The following is a 13,043-nucleotide window of genomic DNA, read 5'->3' as shown; positions in this document are numbered from 1 at the left end:
TGAAGCAGGCAACCGGCAAGACTTGTCGTGCAACTGAAGAGCAAGCGTTGTTCGGAAGAACTTACTTGCCGCAGGAGCAGCCGCAGCTCACGCTGTCGCCCAGCTTCTTCATGGCTTCAGCGGCGCGGTTGGAGTAGCCCCATTCGTTGTCGTACCAGCCGCAGACCTTCACCAGGTTGCCGCCGACCACATACGTGAAGCCGGAGTCAAAGATGCAGGAGTGGGGGTCGGAAACGATGTCCTGGAGAACGAGGGCTTCTTCAGAGTAATCCAGAATGCCCTTCAGCGGGCCTTCAGCGGCTTCCTTCATGGCGGCGTTCACTTCTTCCACGGTCACGTTCTTCTTGAGAACGGCCACGAAGTCGGTCAGGGAACCGGTCGGGGTCGGCACGCGGAAGGAAGCGCCGTTCAGGGAGCCCTTCAGGTTCGGCATCACTTCGCCGATGGCCTTGGCGGCGCCGGTGGTCGTCGGGATGATGTTGATCGCGGCGGCGCGGGCGCGGCGGGGATCGGAGTGGGGAAGGTCCAGGATGCGCTGGTCGTTCGTGTAGGAGTGAATCGTGCTCATCATGCCCTTTTCAATGCCGAACTTGTCGTCCAGCACCTTCACCATGGGAGCGAGGCAGTTGGTGGTGCAGGAAGCGTTGGAAACGATGTCGTGCTTGGCGGGATCGTATTCGCTGTCGTTGATGCCCAGAACGAAGGTCAGGTCAGGATCCGGGGAGGGAGCGGAAATGAGCACCTTCTTGGCGCCGGCTTCAAGGTGCTTCTTGGCGGCGTCACGCTTGGTGAACAGGCCGGTGGATTCCAGAACGACGTCTACGCCCAGCTTCTTCCAGGGAAGGTTGGCGGGGTCGCGTTCCACGGTGATGAGGATCTTGTGACCGTCAACGACCAGATATTCTCCATCAATGGAAATTTCACCGTCAAACTTGCCCTGCGTGGAGTCATACTTGAGCAGGTGGGCGATCATTTCAATGGGGGTCAGGTCATTGATGGCAACAACCTTGTTGCGTTCTTCCTTGGACATGGCGCGCAGTACGTTGCGACCAATACGTCCAAAACCGTTAATAGCATATTTGGCCATAAGATTGAGGGCTTCAGATTTGATTAATTACTAGTCCCGGACTTATTTAAGTACCATGGACGCCGTAAGTTTAAAAACGATTCAACCAGCCGTCAACACTATTGTTCCCCCATCATGGCAGTATGCTCCCGCGCCTGCGCAGACCGCAGGAAGCCCTGCCCGCGGGCATGCTCCCGCATGGAAGTCAAATGCTTGCAGAGCCGGTCCCCGGGTGGGGAAGACGGTCAGTTCATGGAGCGCAGGGCGGCGCGGATCAGTTCGTCCGCATCCGCGTCCGGATGGTCTTTCAGGTGGGCGGCGATCGCCTTGCGGGACTCCACCTGCTTGAACCCGAGCGCAATCAACGCCAGCTCCGCATCCCCCGCTGCCTGGGAGGTGGCGCCCTGCGCCTGGGCCTCCCACGTAGCGGCCAGTCCCACCTTGTCCTTCAGCTCCAGGACAATGCGTTCCGCCGTCTTCTTGCCCACGCCCTTGGCCCGCGCAATGCCGGAAACGTCCCCGCTCACCACCGCCTGCTTGAACTGCTCCACGGACAGGGAACCAAGAATGGCGATGGCCGTGGCAGGGCCGATGCCTGAAACGCGGTCGATCAGCAGCAGGAAAATGTCCCGCTCCGCATCCGTGGCAAAGCCGTAGAGCACCTGCATGTTCTCCCGGACATGCAGGTAGGTTTTCAGCGTCAGCTCCCTGCCGGGAAGAGGGTTCAGCCTGTCAAAGGTGGACAGGGGCACAATCACCTCATACCCCACGCCATGAACATCCAGAATCAACCGCTGGGGATATGATTCCGCCACCGTGCCGCGCAGAAAAGCTATCATGCCCATAACGTGACACAATCCGGCCCGCGCTCAAGCCAAAAACGCATCTGCGGAAACCGGCCCCATCATCTTTTCTGGAGCACGTGCAGCCTGATATGCTCCAGGTCCTCCCGGTGATAAAAACAGCGCACCCGGAGGCCGCGGGCGGTCTTCATCCGGCACCGGTATTCGCGCAGCAGCCCCTTTTTCACGAGCCTGTAAATGTAGCTGCGCACCACCCCCAGCATGTCGATAGCCTCGGCCATGTCCATGTAGCACGGTGGCACGCGGCGGCGTACAGGCTCCCGCCGGGCGAGAATCCGGTCCACATCCGCACGCCGCCAGTACAGGGCCAGGGAACCCGTCCCCTTGCGGACCACGCGGAAGCGGGCTCCGTGACGGTGCAGGTACTGGCGGGCGGCGGACGCGCTGCAGCAGAGCCGCGAGGCGATGGAGGACGTTTCCACGAACGCGCTGCCCGCTTCCGCATAAGGCTGGCCGGATTTGGGATTCGTTCCCCGACGGCGGATTTTCACATGTTCCGGGAAGCTCAGCTTGGGATTGTTAATGTACTCCCGTCCTCCTACTCCGATGAATGTTTTCTTAAAATGGTATATCATGGTTAATGAGTTTTTACATTGGGATTGCGAAGCTCCATGCAGACATTCCGCACGAAACTCTAACATTTTTGGAAGATTCCAAAAATGCATTGAGTCCAAGAATGTTCAACATTTTTCTTTGTTTTTCTGTTTTTTACATTCATACTGAACTCATTTCATCGCAATATATGCCCGGAGGCCGTATCAGCCAATCACGGGAAAAGGGCCTACGCCCCCGGCGGAAACAGCATGTTCCTCAACTTTTTCCGCCCCGCAGGCCTTCCGTTCCGGTGAATACAGAGGTTCACGGGCACAGGGAAAAAACCCCTTCCACCAGCGTTTTTACTGGCGCCGTACGGTTCAAGGGAAAACTTTTTTCCCGCTATGATTCTACCATACGGTTCCACGCATGCACGGCCCATTTCCAGAAAAGGGCCTGGGAAATTTCATGACAGGCCTTCCGCGTTCCATCTCCCACCGGCCTGTTCCCATCCCGGACGCCGGCCCACGTGTTTTTTCCGGCATTCCATGGATTTTCCGGGAACCGGGGCAATAAAAAACCCGGCTTCCCTATGGAAAGCCGGGCATGAAAAAAGAATGTTTCAGGGCAGGAGCTTCGCGGGCCGCCCTTCAAAAATCCCGCGCTGGGGAACGAAGATGCGGTCATTGGGCTGAATGGGAATCGCCCTGTCCTTGATGGAGAAATAATCGTACGTCACGGTTTTTCCGCCGCGCGTCACCTGCACGTACCGGGAACCCCAGTCCGTAATGTCGCCCGCGCCCACAATCGCTTCCAGAAGCGTCATGCCGCGCCGCCACAAGACGTTTTTCTTCATGGCTACGCCGCCGCTCACCAGCACAATGTGCTCCGTCAGCCGCGCGTCCGAACTCTGCACCTTCACCAGAAAGGTGGGGGCCGTGTACAATTCCGCCTTCTTATAGGCGGCCATCAGCATATCTTCAATCTGGCGCGCCGTCTTGCCTACCACGCGCAGCACGTCGTGGCCCGGCGGAAGCTGGGGCATGCGTATCGTCCCGTTGCCGTCCAGCAGATACTGGCCGGAAATGGCCGTAGCGTCATCCGCAGGAATGCCGCGCACCTGAATTTCAATGGTGCCCTGCGCAGGCACGGCGTCCGGAGACTGGGCGGACGCCAGCCCCGCCGCACCCAGCAAGAGGCAAAGGAGGGAACAAATGTATTTTTTCATGGAGCAATGGGTTAGTACAGATCTTCACTATCATGGGACTGGGTAGCCGCCAGCTCCTTGGCCTTTCCGGAACGCTCGGCCTTCTTCATGGAAGAGGCGTCCGCATTCTCGCCGGAGGAACCGCCATCCGCAGAATAATAGGAGTAATAAGTCGTGTAATACTGATACTGGTGATCGGACGTGATGTCCACATTATTCATCACCACGCCGGCCAGGTTGCCGCCTACGGATTCAATCACCTGCTTCTGCCTCAGGAGGGCTTTCAGCGGCAGTTTGCGGGGCTGGACGACCATGAGCGTCATATCCACCTCGCTCACGATGACGGCGGAATCACTGACGCCGAGGATGGGCGGGGAGTCCACCAGCACGATGTCAAAGCGCTGCTTCACTTCCTGGAGCAGTTCATTGAATTTGCGGGAATTCAACGCGCCCGACGGGTCGAAGGGCGTGGGGCCCGCAGGCATCACGTACAGGTTTTCAATGGGCGTCTGGAAAATCACTTCCTCCAGCGGGTAGTCTTCCAGCAGATAGGAGGTCAGTCCCACTTCATTGTCCAGTTCATAATACCGGTGAAGCTTGGAACGGCGCAGGTCGGCGTCAATCATCAGGGTGGCATAGCCGCCCTGGGCGCAGATATAGGCCAGGTTGCACAGGGTGGTGGTCTTCCCTTCCCCGGCACTGCCGGAAACAAAGGTCAGGGAAATTTCCTCCAATCCCTTTTTATTGAATTCTATATTTGTTCGCAGAATACGGTAGGCTTCCGCATCCGGGCCCATCACATCGGAAGAATGAAGGATCGGCACATTCTTGGGGATAATGCCCAGCACCGGAACCTGCAGAGCCCGTTCCACGTCCTCCATCGTCTTCACGGAGGTGTCCATGAATTCCAGCAACAGGGCCAGCCCGATGCCCAGAAGCAGCCCGGCCCCGGCGCCCACCGCCAGGTTGATGGTCACGTTCGGCTTGTAGGGAGCGGCAGGATAGGTCGGAAGCTGGTACATTTCAATCGCTTCACGGGGAACGCGCAGACGGGCGATTTCATCCTTGTACCGGGAATCCAGGTCCTTGAGCTGGTCCAGCGCGGCGTCATAATCACGGCTGGCCTGTTCATACATGGGAACCTGCAGGACATGCTTCTGGAGAGCTTCCTCCTTTTGAGCGACGGTCGCCTCCCAGTGCTTCCGGCTTGCGGAAACCATTTCCAGCTTGCTTTTCAGGGAGGAGCGCAGCCCGATCAGCTCCTTGTTCAGCTTCTCTCCCAGAATCCTTTCCGTCTCCAGCAGCGCCAGCATCTTGGGGTGCCTGGCCCCGATGTTCTGGGCTTTCAGGTTTTCCTTCTCCTTGAGCTTGTCGGAAAATTCGGCATAGGTTTCACGCAGGGCCTTGGCTCCTACGGATTCCGCATTCAGCAGGTCGGAACTGATGACGTAATCCAGCAGCTTGTCGTCAGGCAGACGCTGCAGTTCCTGCACGTAGGAAGCCAGTTCCTTTTCATCCTTTTCAAACTGCATGGCCTGGGATTTGGCGTTCCGGAAGTCTTCCTCTTCCATGCCGGCCGTCAGAGTGCTCCGGTTTTCACCGTTTCTCCAGGTAGTGGGAAGGTAGGAGCTTTCCGCAATCAGCTTCTTGAGGGACATCATCTTTTCATTGACGGTATCCTCCTGTTCCCGGAGAACGTCCTTCAAACTTTTGATGGCGGTTTCCACCAGGCGGTTTTCACGCATTTCACGGTCCTGCTTGTAAGCCTCGGGAACCGCCTTGGCGATGTTCTGCACCAGTTTGGGATCCGGGCCGGAGACAATGACGTCCACCAGGTCCGTCGCACGCACGGGAGCCACCTTGATCATGCCGGCCAGATTGGATGCCGCCATTTCATCCGTCATGCCCCATTCCGCGGCAAGATTCAGCTTCCTGGACACCACCTTCAGAACTTCAGTGGAAGTCAGCACGGAATACTGCATGGGAATGTAGTTAGCCGTCACGTTGGAGGAGGCGACCACGTCCCCCCCCTGGCCGATTTCCATTACGGGCTTGGGCAGCTTGATCTGGAACTGGCTCGTCGCCCGGTAGGAGGGCGGCATCAGGAAAGTCACTACCACGGAAATGACCAGCACCAGAAGGAAGACCAGGAAGACTTCCTTCCAGCGATTTTTTAAAACTTGCAAATAGTCAATGTTGCGTACGATGCGATCACTGTTCTGCTGATCCTGGGCATTCATGAAAGATAGTGAGGTAGTAAGATAAAAACTCCTCTAATTGTGAATGAACATTCGCAATTAGAGGAGTAAGGACATTAATGGTCAGTCAAGACTTAGAAGCTGTAATTCACGCCGAAGGAGAACACGTTGCGGTTGTAGGAGGGCATCGGGTAGTTATAGCCGCCGTAGGAACCGTTGGTGTAGGAGTACTGGGCCGTAAGAGCCAGCGCATTAGTCAGCAGCAGCTTGATGCCGGCCGTAGCATTGAAGGTCAGGTCAGACGTATCACTGTTGCTGCCGGAGCTCAGGCGGCTGTACTCGCTGGAAATCAGGTTTACGCCGCAGTTCAGGCTGGCGCGGTGCGTCAGTTTCAGCGTGCTGTTCACGCCGAAGCGCCACGTTTCATTGGAATAGTAACTGGCACCGCTGTAGGGAATGTACGTATTCGTCGCTTCGTTGGAGTAGCGGATGAACGTGCCGATCATGAAGCGGTCGCTCATGCGGTGGTTCAAACCGAATTCTGCGGAAGGATAGGTCCTGGTACCGTAGCTTTCCACATATTTGAACTGGGGACCTACGCGGAGCGTGGCGGACGTATTTTCAGCCACAGCGTATTCAGCGCCGGCCATGACGAAGTTGGAGAATTCGTTGTTGCCGTATTCGCGGTCGCAGTAGGAACCGTTCCAGCTCAGGGAAATAGCCAGGCGTTCCGTCCACTTGTAGCGGTTGGTGAAGTCCATGCCCACATAGTCGCGGTTGTCCGTCTTGGCGGAGTCCTCCTGATAGTTGAATCATGGAGAAGTTGGCGCCCAGCGTGGTGGAGTAGCGGGAGGTCCATGCCTTGCTCACGGAGCTGGAGACGTACACGTAAATGTAGTCGCCGTCCCGGCGGGCGTTGGCAATGCCGTTGGAATAGTTGGGTTCCGGCTGCCACGCAAAGGACACGCTGCCGTTGTAGCGCAGGGTCTGGTCAAAGCTGTGGGAAAGGTTGGCGGAGAGAGTGGAGTTGGAAAGTGATTCGTTCGTCTCTCCCTCAAGGTCCTTCAGGTAAAAGATACCCCCAAGCTTGGCGGAGAAGGAGTACTGGGTCACGGAATCGTAGTTGGCCAGGGAGGCGCCGATGTCCGTGCTGATGAAAGCGGCTTCCTGCTGGTCATAGTTGGAAGCGTTGACGTTGTCGTCATAACCGCCGGCCAGATTGAATGTCCACTTCAGGGGAAGGGATTCTTCCAGACCGACCGGTCCTGCCAGGGTGTACAGGGACTGCCCGTTGGCATGGACGGCAAGCATGCCGGCAGCCATCAAGGAGAGATAAAAAAGACTCTTCATGCTATTGATAAATGGATCGGGTTAATTTCCGGCAGGATTGGAGATGGGAGCGGGGCTTGTAGCAGAGCCGCCCACGGGAAGACCGCCCGGCAGGACCAGGGCCCCTCCGGATGCTTCCTCACCAGGCCTCACCAGACCGCTGGTCTGAGTGGTCACCCCTTGCAGAGGATTGTCAGGCGTCTGGGCCGCCACGCCCACGGCAATGCCGGGAACGGCATTGGCTACCATGGAGCTGCCCAGAGCTTTCGTAACCGCTTCCGAGATGGGAGAGACGGACGCATACGGGTGGGGCTGCACAGCCACAGCAGAGGCAATCACGTTGCGTACGTTGGCTTCCGTTACCTGGGTTCCATAGCTTTTAACGGCGGCGGAAGCAACAGCGGGCGCGCTGCCCGGGAAAGCGCCTGCGGCCATGGATACCAGGGAGCCCATCACCTGGTCAGACACGCCGGCCTTGACAGCGGCGTTCAGAATCTCGGTCACGGCTTTCATATCCAGGGCGCCGGCCTTCAGGCTGGCCTGGACAACACCTGCCATTTGATTCATAAAAGCCTTTTCAACAGCAGAGGCTTTAACCTTATTAACAGCCGGAACGGCTGCCGGAGAAGCAGTTTGCTGAGCCACACCGGGGAGGGCGCCCGCAAACGCAAGTGCCAGCGCACTGAGCGCCGTCTTTGTCATGAACCTGGCTTTCATAAAGGAAGTATCTAGCAGGTGAATTTAATGAAAAAATGGAGCGGGTAACGGGAATCGAACCCGTGTGATCAGCTTGGAAGGCTGGAGCTTTACCATTAAGCTATACCCGCACAACAGAGGCATTATGTTCAAGCCTCGGGGGTAAGACAAGTTTTTTTTCATTTCTGTGTTAAAATATCAAAAAAGAAGACACGATTTTTCTGTGGTCTTGACATACCTGCCTTCTACCGCTAAATAGGCATCCGCATTTCATGCGGGCGTCGTTCAATGGTAGGACGCGAGCTTCCCAAGCTTGAGACGTGGGTTCGATTCCCATCGCCCGTACCACTTTTATACCGCAAGCAATTGTTCCTCAATGCTTGCGGTTTTTCTTTACACTTTAAAAAGACGAGCATTCCGGAGGCTTTCGCTTTCCGGAAAATAAATTTCCCCCATTCCCGCTTCCCGGGTATTCCGGGAGAATTTCCGGATAAGAAAATGCCGCTCCCTCTTCCGCTGCGCCGGAAGCAGCCGCCTCCGGCGCAGCCGTGAATTACAGGCCTTTACCAGCCAAGAACAAATTTCCGCTGAATTTTCGCCAAAAGAAGAACCTTGCGGATCATCGTTCGGGTTTCATTAAGGAGGTTGAGGTAGAGGAGCGCCCGCCGCATGTCGGATACGTCCTCCGCCCGCAGGATGATCTGCTGCTTGACCGCCTCCGCAAATTCCTCATCCAGCGCGTCCATGCCGGCCAGGCATTGGTCCAGCCCGGCATAGTCATTGCTTTCCATCATTTCCCGGAAACGGGGGTACAGGGAGGAAACGCGGTTGTTCATCCCCCTCAAGTGCTCTATCCTGTCCATGTCCAGCCCTTCATGATTGTTGTCTATGTAGGCATGGCTGGCCGTGGTGATGTTGGAGAGGGATTCAAAGACGGAGGTGGCGTATTCCACCATCTGCACGTAGCGCTTGCCGCGGTCCGCCTCTTCATCCGGGAGTTCCCGGACGACGGGCATGACTTCCATCGCCATCCGGTCGCTCAGGGAGCGGCGGATGCCGCGAGCTTCCTTCCGGAGCTTTTTCAGCCGCTTCCGGTCCTCCACGTTCAGGGCTTCCAGGTTCATTTCATAGATTTCCGCCATGCGTTTCATCAGCTCAATGATTTCTTCATTGTAGCGGGCGGCGCAGGCCGGATCCCGGTAATTGGCCACCTTCGCCAGTGCCGCGGCCTGGGTTCTTTTTTTATGGAGCCTGGAGCTTTTCAGCAGCAGGAAGGCAGCCAGGGCGCACATGGCGACAATGCCGAACAGGCCTCCGTAAACGATGCACGCCGCCACCATGCAGCACATGGTGAATGCGGCAAAGGCCGTAAAGAACCACCCGGAAATTACCGTAATCACCCCCGTGATGCGGTACACGGCGCTGTCCCGCCCCCAGGCTTTGTCCGCCAGGGAGGAACCCATCGCCACCATGAACGTCACATACGTGGTGGAAAGAGGAAGCCGGAGGGATGTAGCCAGGGAGATCAGCAGGGCGGCGACCGTCAAATTCACGGAAGCGCGGATCAGGTCAAAGGAGGCTCCGTTATCCGGGCCGTCCGGCACGGGCTGGAAACGTTTTTCAATGAATCTTCCCACGCAGGCGGGCATGATTTTTTCCACCGCGCGGGAGGCGTTCAACGCATAGCGCACGGCCATGCGGGCCGGGGGGACGGAGCCGAACCGCTCCACGCCCCCGCCCTGCCTCGCCAGGTTGACCTCCGTATCCGTGACGGTCTGCGCCTTTTTGGAGAACATGAGGGCCAGCACCATGATGACGCCCGCGCCCAGCAGGTAGCGCCAGTCCGCCGTGACGGGGGCCATGAGGCCGCCCATGGTGAGGGTGGAAAGGTCCGCGCCCTGCGCCGCAGCGGCGGACGCTATCTCCATGGAGGACTGCCCCGCCATGAAAACGCCGATGAAGTTGACCAGGTCGTTTCCGGCAAAGGAGAGCGCCAGGGCCATGGTGCCCGCCAGGACGGATATTTTCAGGATGTTGATTTTGCAAATGTTCTGGAGAACGGCCATCAGGACGGTCCAGAATACCAGGCTGCAGCATACGTACAGCCAGATGTGGGCGTCCAGGTGGCGGATCATGTCCTTGGTGACCAGCGTGCTGCCTTTCAGCCCCTTGAAGATGGCGAAGTAGGTGATGGCCGTCAGGGCCAAGCCGCACCAGACGGCCCCCAGGTATTTGAATGATTTTTTGTAGTTGAAGGAGAAGATGAGGCGGGAAATCCACATGACCGTTATCCCGCAAATGAAGGCGACGAAGACGGAGGAGAAGATGCCGGAGATGATCGCCAGCGCCTTGGAGGAGTTGATGTAGCTGGACAGTTCCTGCGCTGCGCCCGGCTCTGCGGACCAGATTTTGAACAGGGCAACCGCCACGGCGCCGCCCAGCAGTTCAAAGACGATGGAGACCGTGGTGGAGGTGGGAAGACCGAAGGTGTTGAAGACGTCCAGCAGAATCACGTCCGTCAGCATCACCGCCAGGAATATCAGCATGATGTCATGGAAGGTGAACTGGGCCGGCATGAATACGCCGCTTCTGGCGATTTCCATCATGCCGCTGGAGAACAGGGAGCCAATGATGATGCCCAGGGCGGCCACCAGTATGATCGTCCTGCGCGGCGCGGCCTTGGAACCGACGGCGGAGTTCAGGAAGTTGGCGGCGTCATTGGAGACCCCGACGACGAGGTCAAAGCAGGAGAGCACCAGAATCAGCCCTATGATGAAGTAATAGATTGGGTCCATAAGCGTAATAAACGGCCCTCTATTACAGGAGGCCGCTTCCGCACGCCCGTTTTAAAACGTGAACATTCCGTCACATTGATACAACAATATGATTTTCAATGAAAACCATAGCGCTACACCTGCTTCCCGTGAAATCTTCCGTTTCTTCCGGGTACTTCCGGAGCCTGGTTTTCCTCCGGTTCTCCGGCAGCCACGGCCCATTTTCCTGAAATCCCTTCCCGCGGAGTGGCGGCTGCCGCCTTCCATACAAAACAAAAAGGCCCCCCGGAAAACCGGGGAGCCTTGAAGTCGATTGCCGTGTCTCGCAGAAACGGACGGGGGCTTACATCATGCCCATGCCGCCCATTCCTCCCATGCCGCCCATGTCGGGAGCGCCGGAGCCGCATCCGCAGCCCTTCTTCTCGGGCTTGTCGGCAATGACGCATTCCGTGGTAAGCAGCAGGCCGGCGATGGAAGCCGCGTTCTGCAGGGCGGAACGGGTTACCTTGGTCGGGTCCACCACACCGGCGGTGAGCAGGTCTTCATATTTGTCCGTGGCTACGTTGTAGCCGTCGGCCGCTTTCTTCATCCCCTTCACCTTGGCGACGATGAGGGCGCCTTCACGGCCGGCATTGCTGGCCAGTTGGCGGAGCGGAGCTTCCACCGCACGATAGACGATTTGAGCGCCGGTTTCCTCGTCGCCTTCCAGCTTGAGGGTGTCAATGGCTTTCTGGGCGCGGATCAGGGCCACGCCGCCGCCGGGAACGATGCCTTCTTCCACCGCAGCGCGGGTGGCGTGCAGGGCGTCGTCCACACGGGCCTTCTTTTCCTTCATTTCCGTTTCCGTAGCGGCACCCACATGGATGACGGCCACGCCGCCGGCCAGCTTGGCCAGGCGTTCCTGGAGTTTTTCACGGTCGTAGTCGGACGTGGTGTCCTTGATCTGGTGGCGGATCTGGGAGATGCGGCCTTCAATGTCCGCAGACTTGCCGGCGCCTTCCACGATGACGGTTTCATCCTTGGAGACGACCACGCGCTTGGCCTGGCCGAGGTCTTCAATGCCCACGTTTTCCAGCTTGATGCCCAGGTCTTCCGTGATGCACTTGCCGCCGGTCAGGATGGCAATGTCTTCCATCATAGCCTTGCGGCGGTCGCCGAAGCCGGGAGCCTTAACCGCGCAGATGTTCAGCACGCCGCGCAGGCGGTTGACCACCAGGGTAGCGAGAGCTTCGCCTTCAATGTCTTCCGCGATGACCAGGAAGGGACGGCCGCTCTTGGCCACTTTTTCAAGCAGCGGAAGGAAGTCCTTCAGGTTGTTGATCTTCTTTTCGTGGATGAGGATGTAGGGGTTTTCCAGCACGGCTTCCATCGTTTCCGCGTTGGTCACGAAGTAGGGGGACAGGTAGCCCTTGTCGAACTGCATGCCTTCCACCACGTCCAGCGTGGTTTCAATGCCCTTGGCTTCTTCCACGGTAATGGTGCCGTCCTTGCCCACCTTGTCCATGGCTTCCGCGATGATGTGGCCGATTTCGGCGTCCCAGTTGGCGGAAACGGTGGCAACCTGGGCCACTTCCTTGCTGGAGTCAACAGGCTTGCTGATTTTCTTGAGTTCTTCCACCACGGCGTCCGCGGCCTTCATGATGCCCCTCTGGAGGGAGATGGGGTTGGCGCCGGCGGTGACGTTGCGCAGGCCTTCGCGGTAAATGCTTTCAGCCAGCACGGTGGCGGTGGTGGTGCCGTCCCCGGCCACGTCGTTGGTCTTGGAGGAGACTTCCCGGACAAGCTGGGCGCCCATGTTTTCAAACGGGTCTTCCAGTTCGATTTCCTTGGCGACGGTCACGCCGTCCTTGGTGATGAGGGGGGAACCGAATTTCTTGTCGATCACCACGTTGCGGCCGGCAGGCCCCAGCGTGCTCTTGACAGCCTTGGCAATCTGTTCCACGCCGCGGAGCAGAGCCTGGCGCGCGGTTTCGTCAAATTGGATTTGTTTAGCCATAATATCAGGTTATTTTAAAATGATGTTGAGTGAGTGTGTCGTGTGATTTAGCCAATGATGGCCAGAATGTCGTTTTCAGACAGGATGAGGTAGTCTTCTCCGTCCAGCTTGATTTCCGTGCCGCCGTACTTGGAAATAAGAACGTGGTCGCCCGGCTTCACGGTGAATTCAATCAAGGCGCCCTTGTCATCGCGGCCGCCGGTGCCTACGGAGATCACTTCGGCTTCCTGGGGTTTTTCCTTGGCGGTGTCCGGCAGGAACAGGCCGCCGGCCGTCTTGGTTTCAGCTTCAATGCGCTTGACCAGCACACGTTGTCCTAGGGGTTTGATGTTTGCCATAGTATGTTGTTTTTGTGTTGTTATAGATGAATATATGGATGT

The 13,043-nt window shown here is 57.6% G+C and carries 10 protein-coding genes and 2 tRNA genes; 1 reads left to right on the top strand and 11 read right to left on the bottom strand.

The window, feature by feature from the left end; genetic code table 11:
- Nucleotides 1-61: 61 nt before the first annotated feature.
- The 8 genes from gap to QSJ36_RS05280 all read right to left on the bottom strand — a co-directional run bounded on the left by gap (nucleotide 62) and on the right by QSJ36_RS05280 (nucleotide 8,024).
- On the bottom strand, nucleotides 62-1,087 hold the full coding sequence (gene gap / locus QSJ36_RS05315; protein WP_022396231.1) for a type I glyceraldehyde-3-phosphate dehydrogenase: 1,026 nt from the start codon (nucleotides 1,085-1,087) through the stop codon (nucleotides 62-64).
- Between the two features lie 224 nt (nucleotides 1,088-1,311).
- Complete coding sequence (ruvA, locus tag QSJ36_RS05310; RefSeq protein ID WP_102714792.1) at nucleotides 1,312-1,905, bottom strand: Holliday junction branch migration protein RuvA; 594 nt, start codon at nucleotides 1,903-1,905, stop codon at nucleotides 1,312-1,314.
- 65 nt (nucleotides 1,906-1,970) lie between these two features.
- Nucleotides 1,971-2,504: a helix-turn-helix domain-containing protein gene (locus QSJ36_RS05305; RefSeq protein ID WP_102722427.1), complete on the bottom strand. Its 534-nt coding sequence runs from the start codon at nucleotides 2,502-2,504 to the stop codon at nucleotides 1,971-1,973.
- Nucleotides 2,505-3,085: 581 nt separating this feature from the next.
- Nucleotides 3,086-3,691 carry a polysaccharide export protein gene (locus QSJ36_RS05300; protein WP_022396234.1) on the bottom strand — a complete coding sequence of 202 codons (606 nt, stop codon included), beginning with the start codon at nucleotides 3,689-3,691 and terminating at the stop codon, nucleotides 3,086-3,088.
- 11 nt (nucleotides 3,692-3,702) lie between these two features.
- Nucleotides 3,703-5,910, bottom strand: a complete 2,208-nt coding sequence (locus QSJ36_RS05295) for a polysaccharide biosynthesis tyrosine autokinase (protein WP_285467505.1) — start codon at nucleotides 5,908-5,910, stop codon at nucleotides 3,703-3,705.
- Nucleotides 5,911-6,504: 594 nt separating this feature from the next.
- Nucleotides 6,505-7,218, bottom strand: a complete 714-nt coding sequence (locus QSJ36_RS05290) for a hypothetical protein (RefSeq protein WP_285467503.1) — start codon at nucleotides 7,216-7,218, stop codon at nucleotides 6,505-6,507.
- A 21-nt stretch (nucleotides 7,219-7,239) separates the two neighbouring features.
- Nucleotides 7,240-7,764, bottom strand: a complete 525-nt coding sequence (locus tag QSJ36_RS05285; protein ID WP_146019308.1) for a hypothetical protein — start codon at nucleotides 7,762-7,764, stop codon at nucleotides 7,240-7,242.
- 186 nt (nucleotides 7,765-7,950) lie between these two features.
- Nucleotides 7,951-8,024: transfer RNA gene (locus QSJ36_RS05280), tRNA-Gly, on the bottom strand.
- 143 nt (nucleotides 8,025-8,167) lie between these two features.
- Here QSJ36_RS05280 and QSJ36_RS05275 point away from each other — a divergent pair.
- Nucleotides 8,168-8,241: transfer RNA gene (locus tag QSJ36_RS05275), tRNA-Gly, on the top strand.
- Between the two features lie 215 nt (nucleotides 8,242-8,456).
- On the opposite strand, the gene QSJ36_RS05270 is transcribed toward QSJ36_RS05275, so the two are convergent.
- The 3 genes from QSJ36_RS05270 to groES form a co-directional block, all read right to left on the bottom strand.
- Nucleotides 8,457-10,688, bottom strand: a complete 2,232-nt coding sequence (locus QSJ36_RS05270; protein ID WP_285467500.1) for an inorganic phosphate transporter — start codon at nucleotides 10,686-10,688, stop codon at nucleotides 8,457-8,459.
- 322 nt (nucleotides 10,689-11,010) lie between these two features.
- Nucleotides 11,011-12,666 carry a chaperonin GroEL gene (gene groL / locus QSJ36_RS05265; protein WP_102722434.1) on the bottom strand — a complete coding sequence of 552 codons (1,656 nt, stop codon included), beginning with the start codon at nucleotides 12,664-12,666 and terminating at the stop codon, nucleotides 11,011-11,013.
- Nucleotides 12,667-12,710: 44 nt separating this feature from the next.
- Nucleotides 12,711-13,001: a co-chaperone GroES gene (gene groES, locus QSJ36_RS05260; protein WP_022396241.1), complete on the bottom strand. Its 291-nt coding sequence runs from the start codon at nucleotides 12,999-13,001 to the stop codon at nucleotides 12,711-12,713.
- Between the last annotated feature and the right edge of the window lie 42 nt (nucleotides 13,002-13,043).

The organism is Akkermansia sp. NBRC 115031 (genome assembly GCF_030268505.1).
Classification (GTDB): Bacteria; Verrucomicrobiota; Verrucomicrobiia; order Verrucomicrobiales; family Akkermansiaceae; genus Akkermansia; species Akkermansia massiliensis.
The sequence above is the reverse complement of the archived record's forward strand: the minus strand, read 5'-3'. Positions and strand labels throughout refer to the sequence as shown.

Excerpts from the sequence above, each read along its gene's own strand:
- gap (WP_022396231.1), bottom strand. The coding sequence starts at position 1,087 with ATGGCCAAATATGCTATTAACGGTTTTGGACGTATTGGTCGCAACGTA.
- ruvA (WP_102714792.1), bottom strand. The coding sequence starts at position 1,905 with ATGATAGCTTTTCTGCGCGGCACGGTGGCGGAATCATATCCCCAGCGG.
- QSJ36_RS05305 (WP_102722427.1), bottom strand. The coding sequence starts at position 2,504 with ATGATATACCATTTTAAGAAAACATTCATCGGAGTAGGAGGACGGGAG.
- QSJ36_RS05300 (WP_022396234.1), bottom strand. The coding sequence starts at position 3,691 with ATGAAAAAATACATTTGTTCCCTCCTTTGCCTCTTGCTGGGTGCGGCG.
- QSJ36_RS05295 (WP_285467505.1), bottom strand. The coding sequence starts at position 5,910 with ATGAATGCCCAGGATCAGCAGAACAGTGATCGCATCGTACGCAACATT.
- QSJ36_RS05290 (WP_285467503.1), bottom strand. The coding sequence starts at position 7,218 with ATGAAGAGTCTTTTTTATCTCTCCTTGATGGCTGCCGGCATGCTTGCC.
- QSJ36_RS05285 (WP_146019308.1), bottom strand. The coding sequence starts at position 7,764 with ATGAATCAAATGGCAGGTGTTGTCCAGGCCAGCCTGAAGGCCGGCGCC.
- QSJ36_RS05270 (WP_285467500.1), bottom strand. The coding sequence starts at position 10,688 with ATGGACCCAATCTATTACTTCATCATAGGGCTGATTCTGGTGCTCTCC.
- groES (WP_022396241.1), bottom strand. The coding sequence starts at position 13,001 with ATGGCAAACATCAAACCCCTAGGACAACGTGTGCTGGTCAAGCGCATT.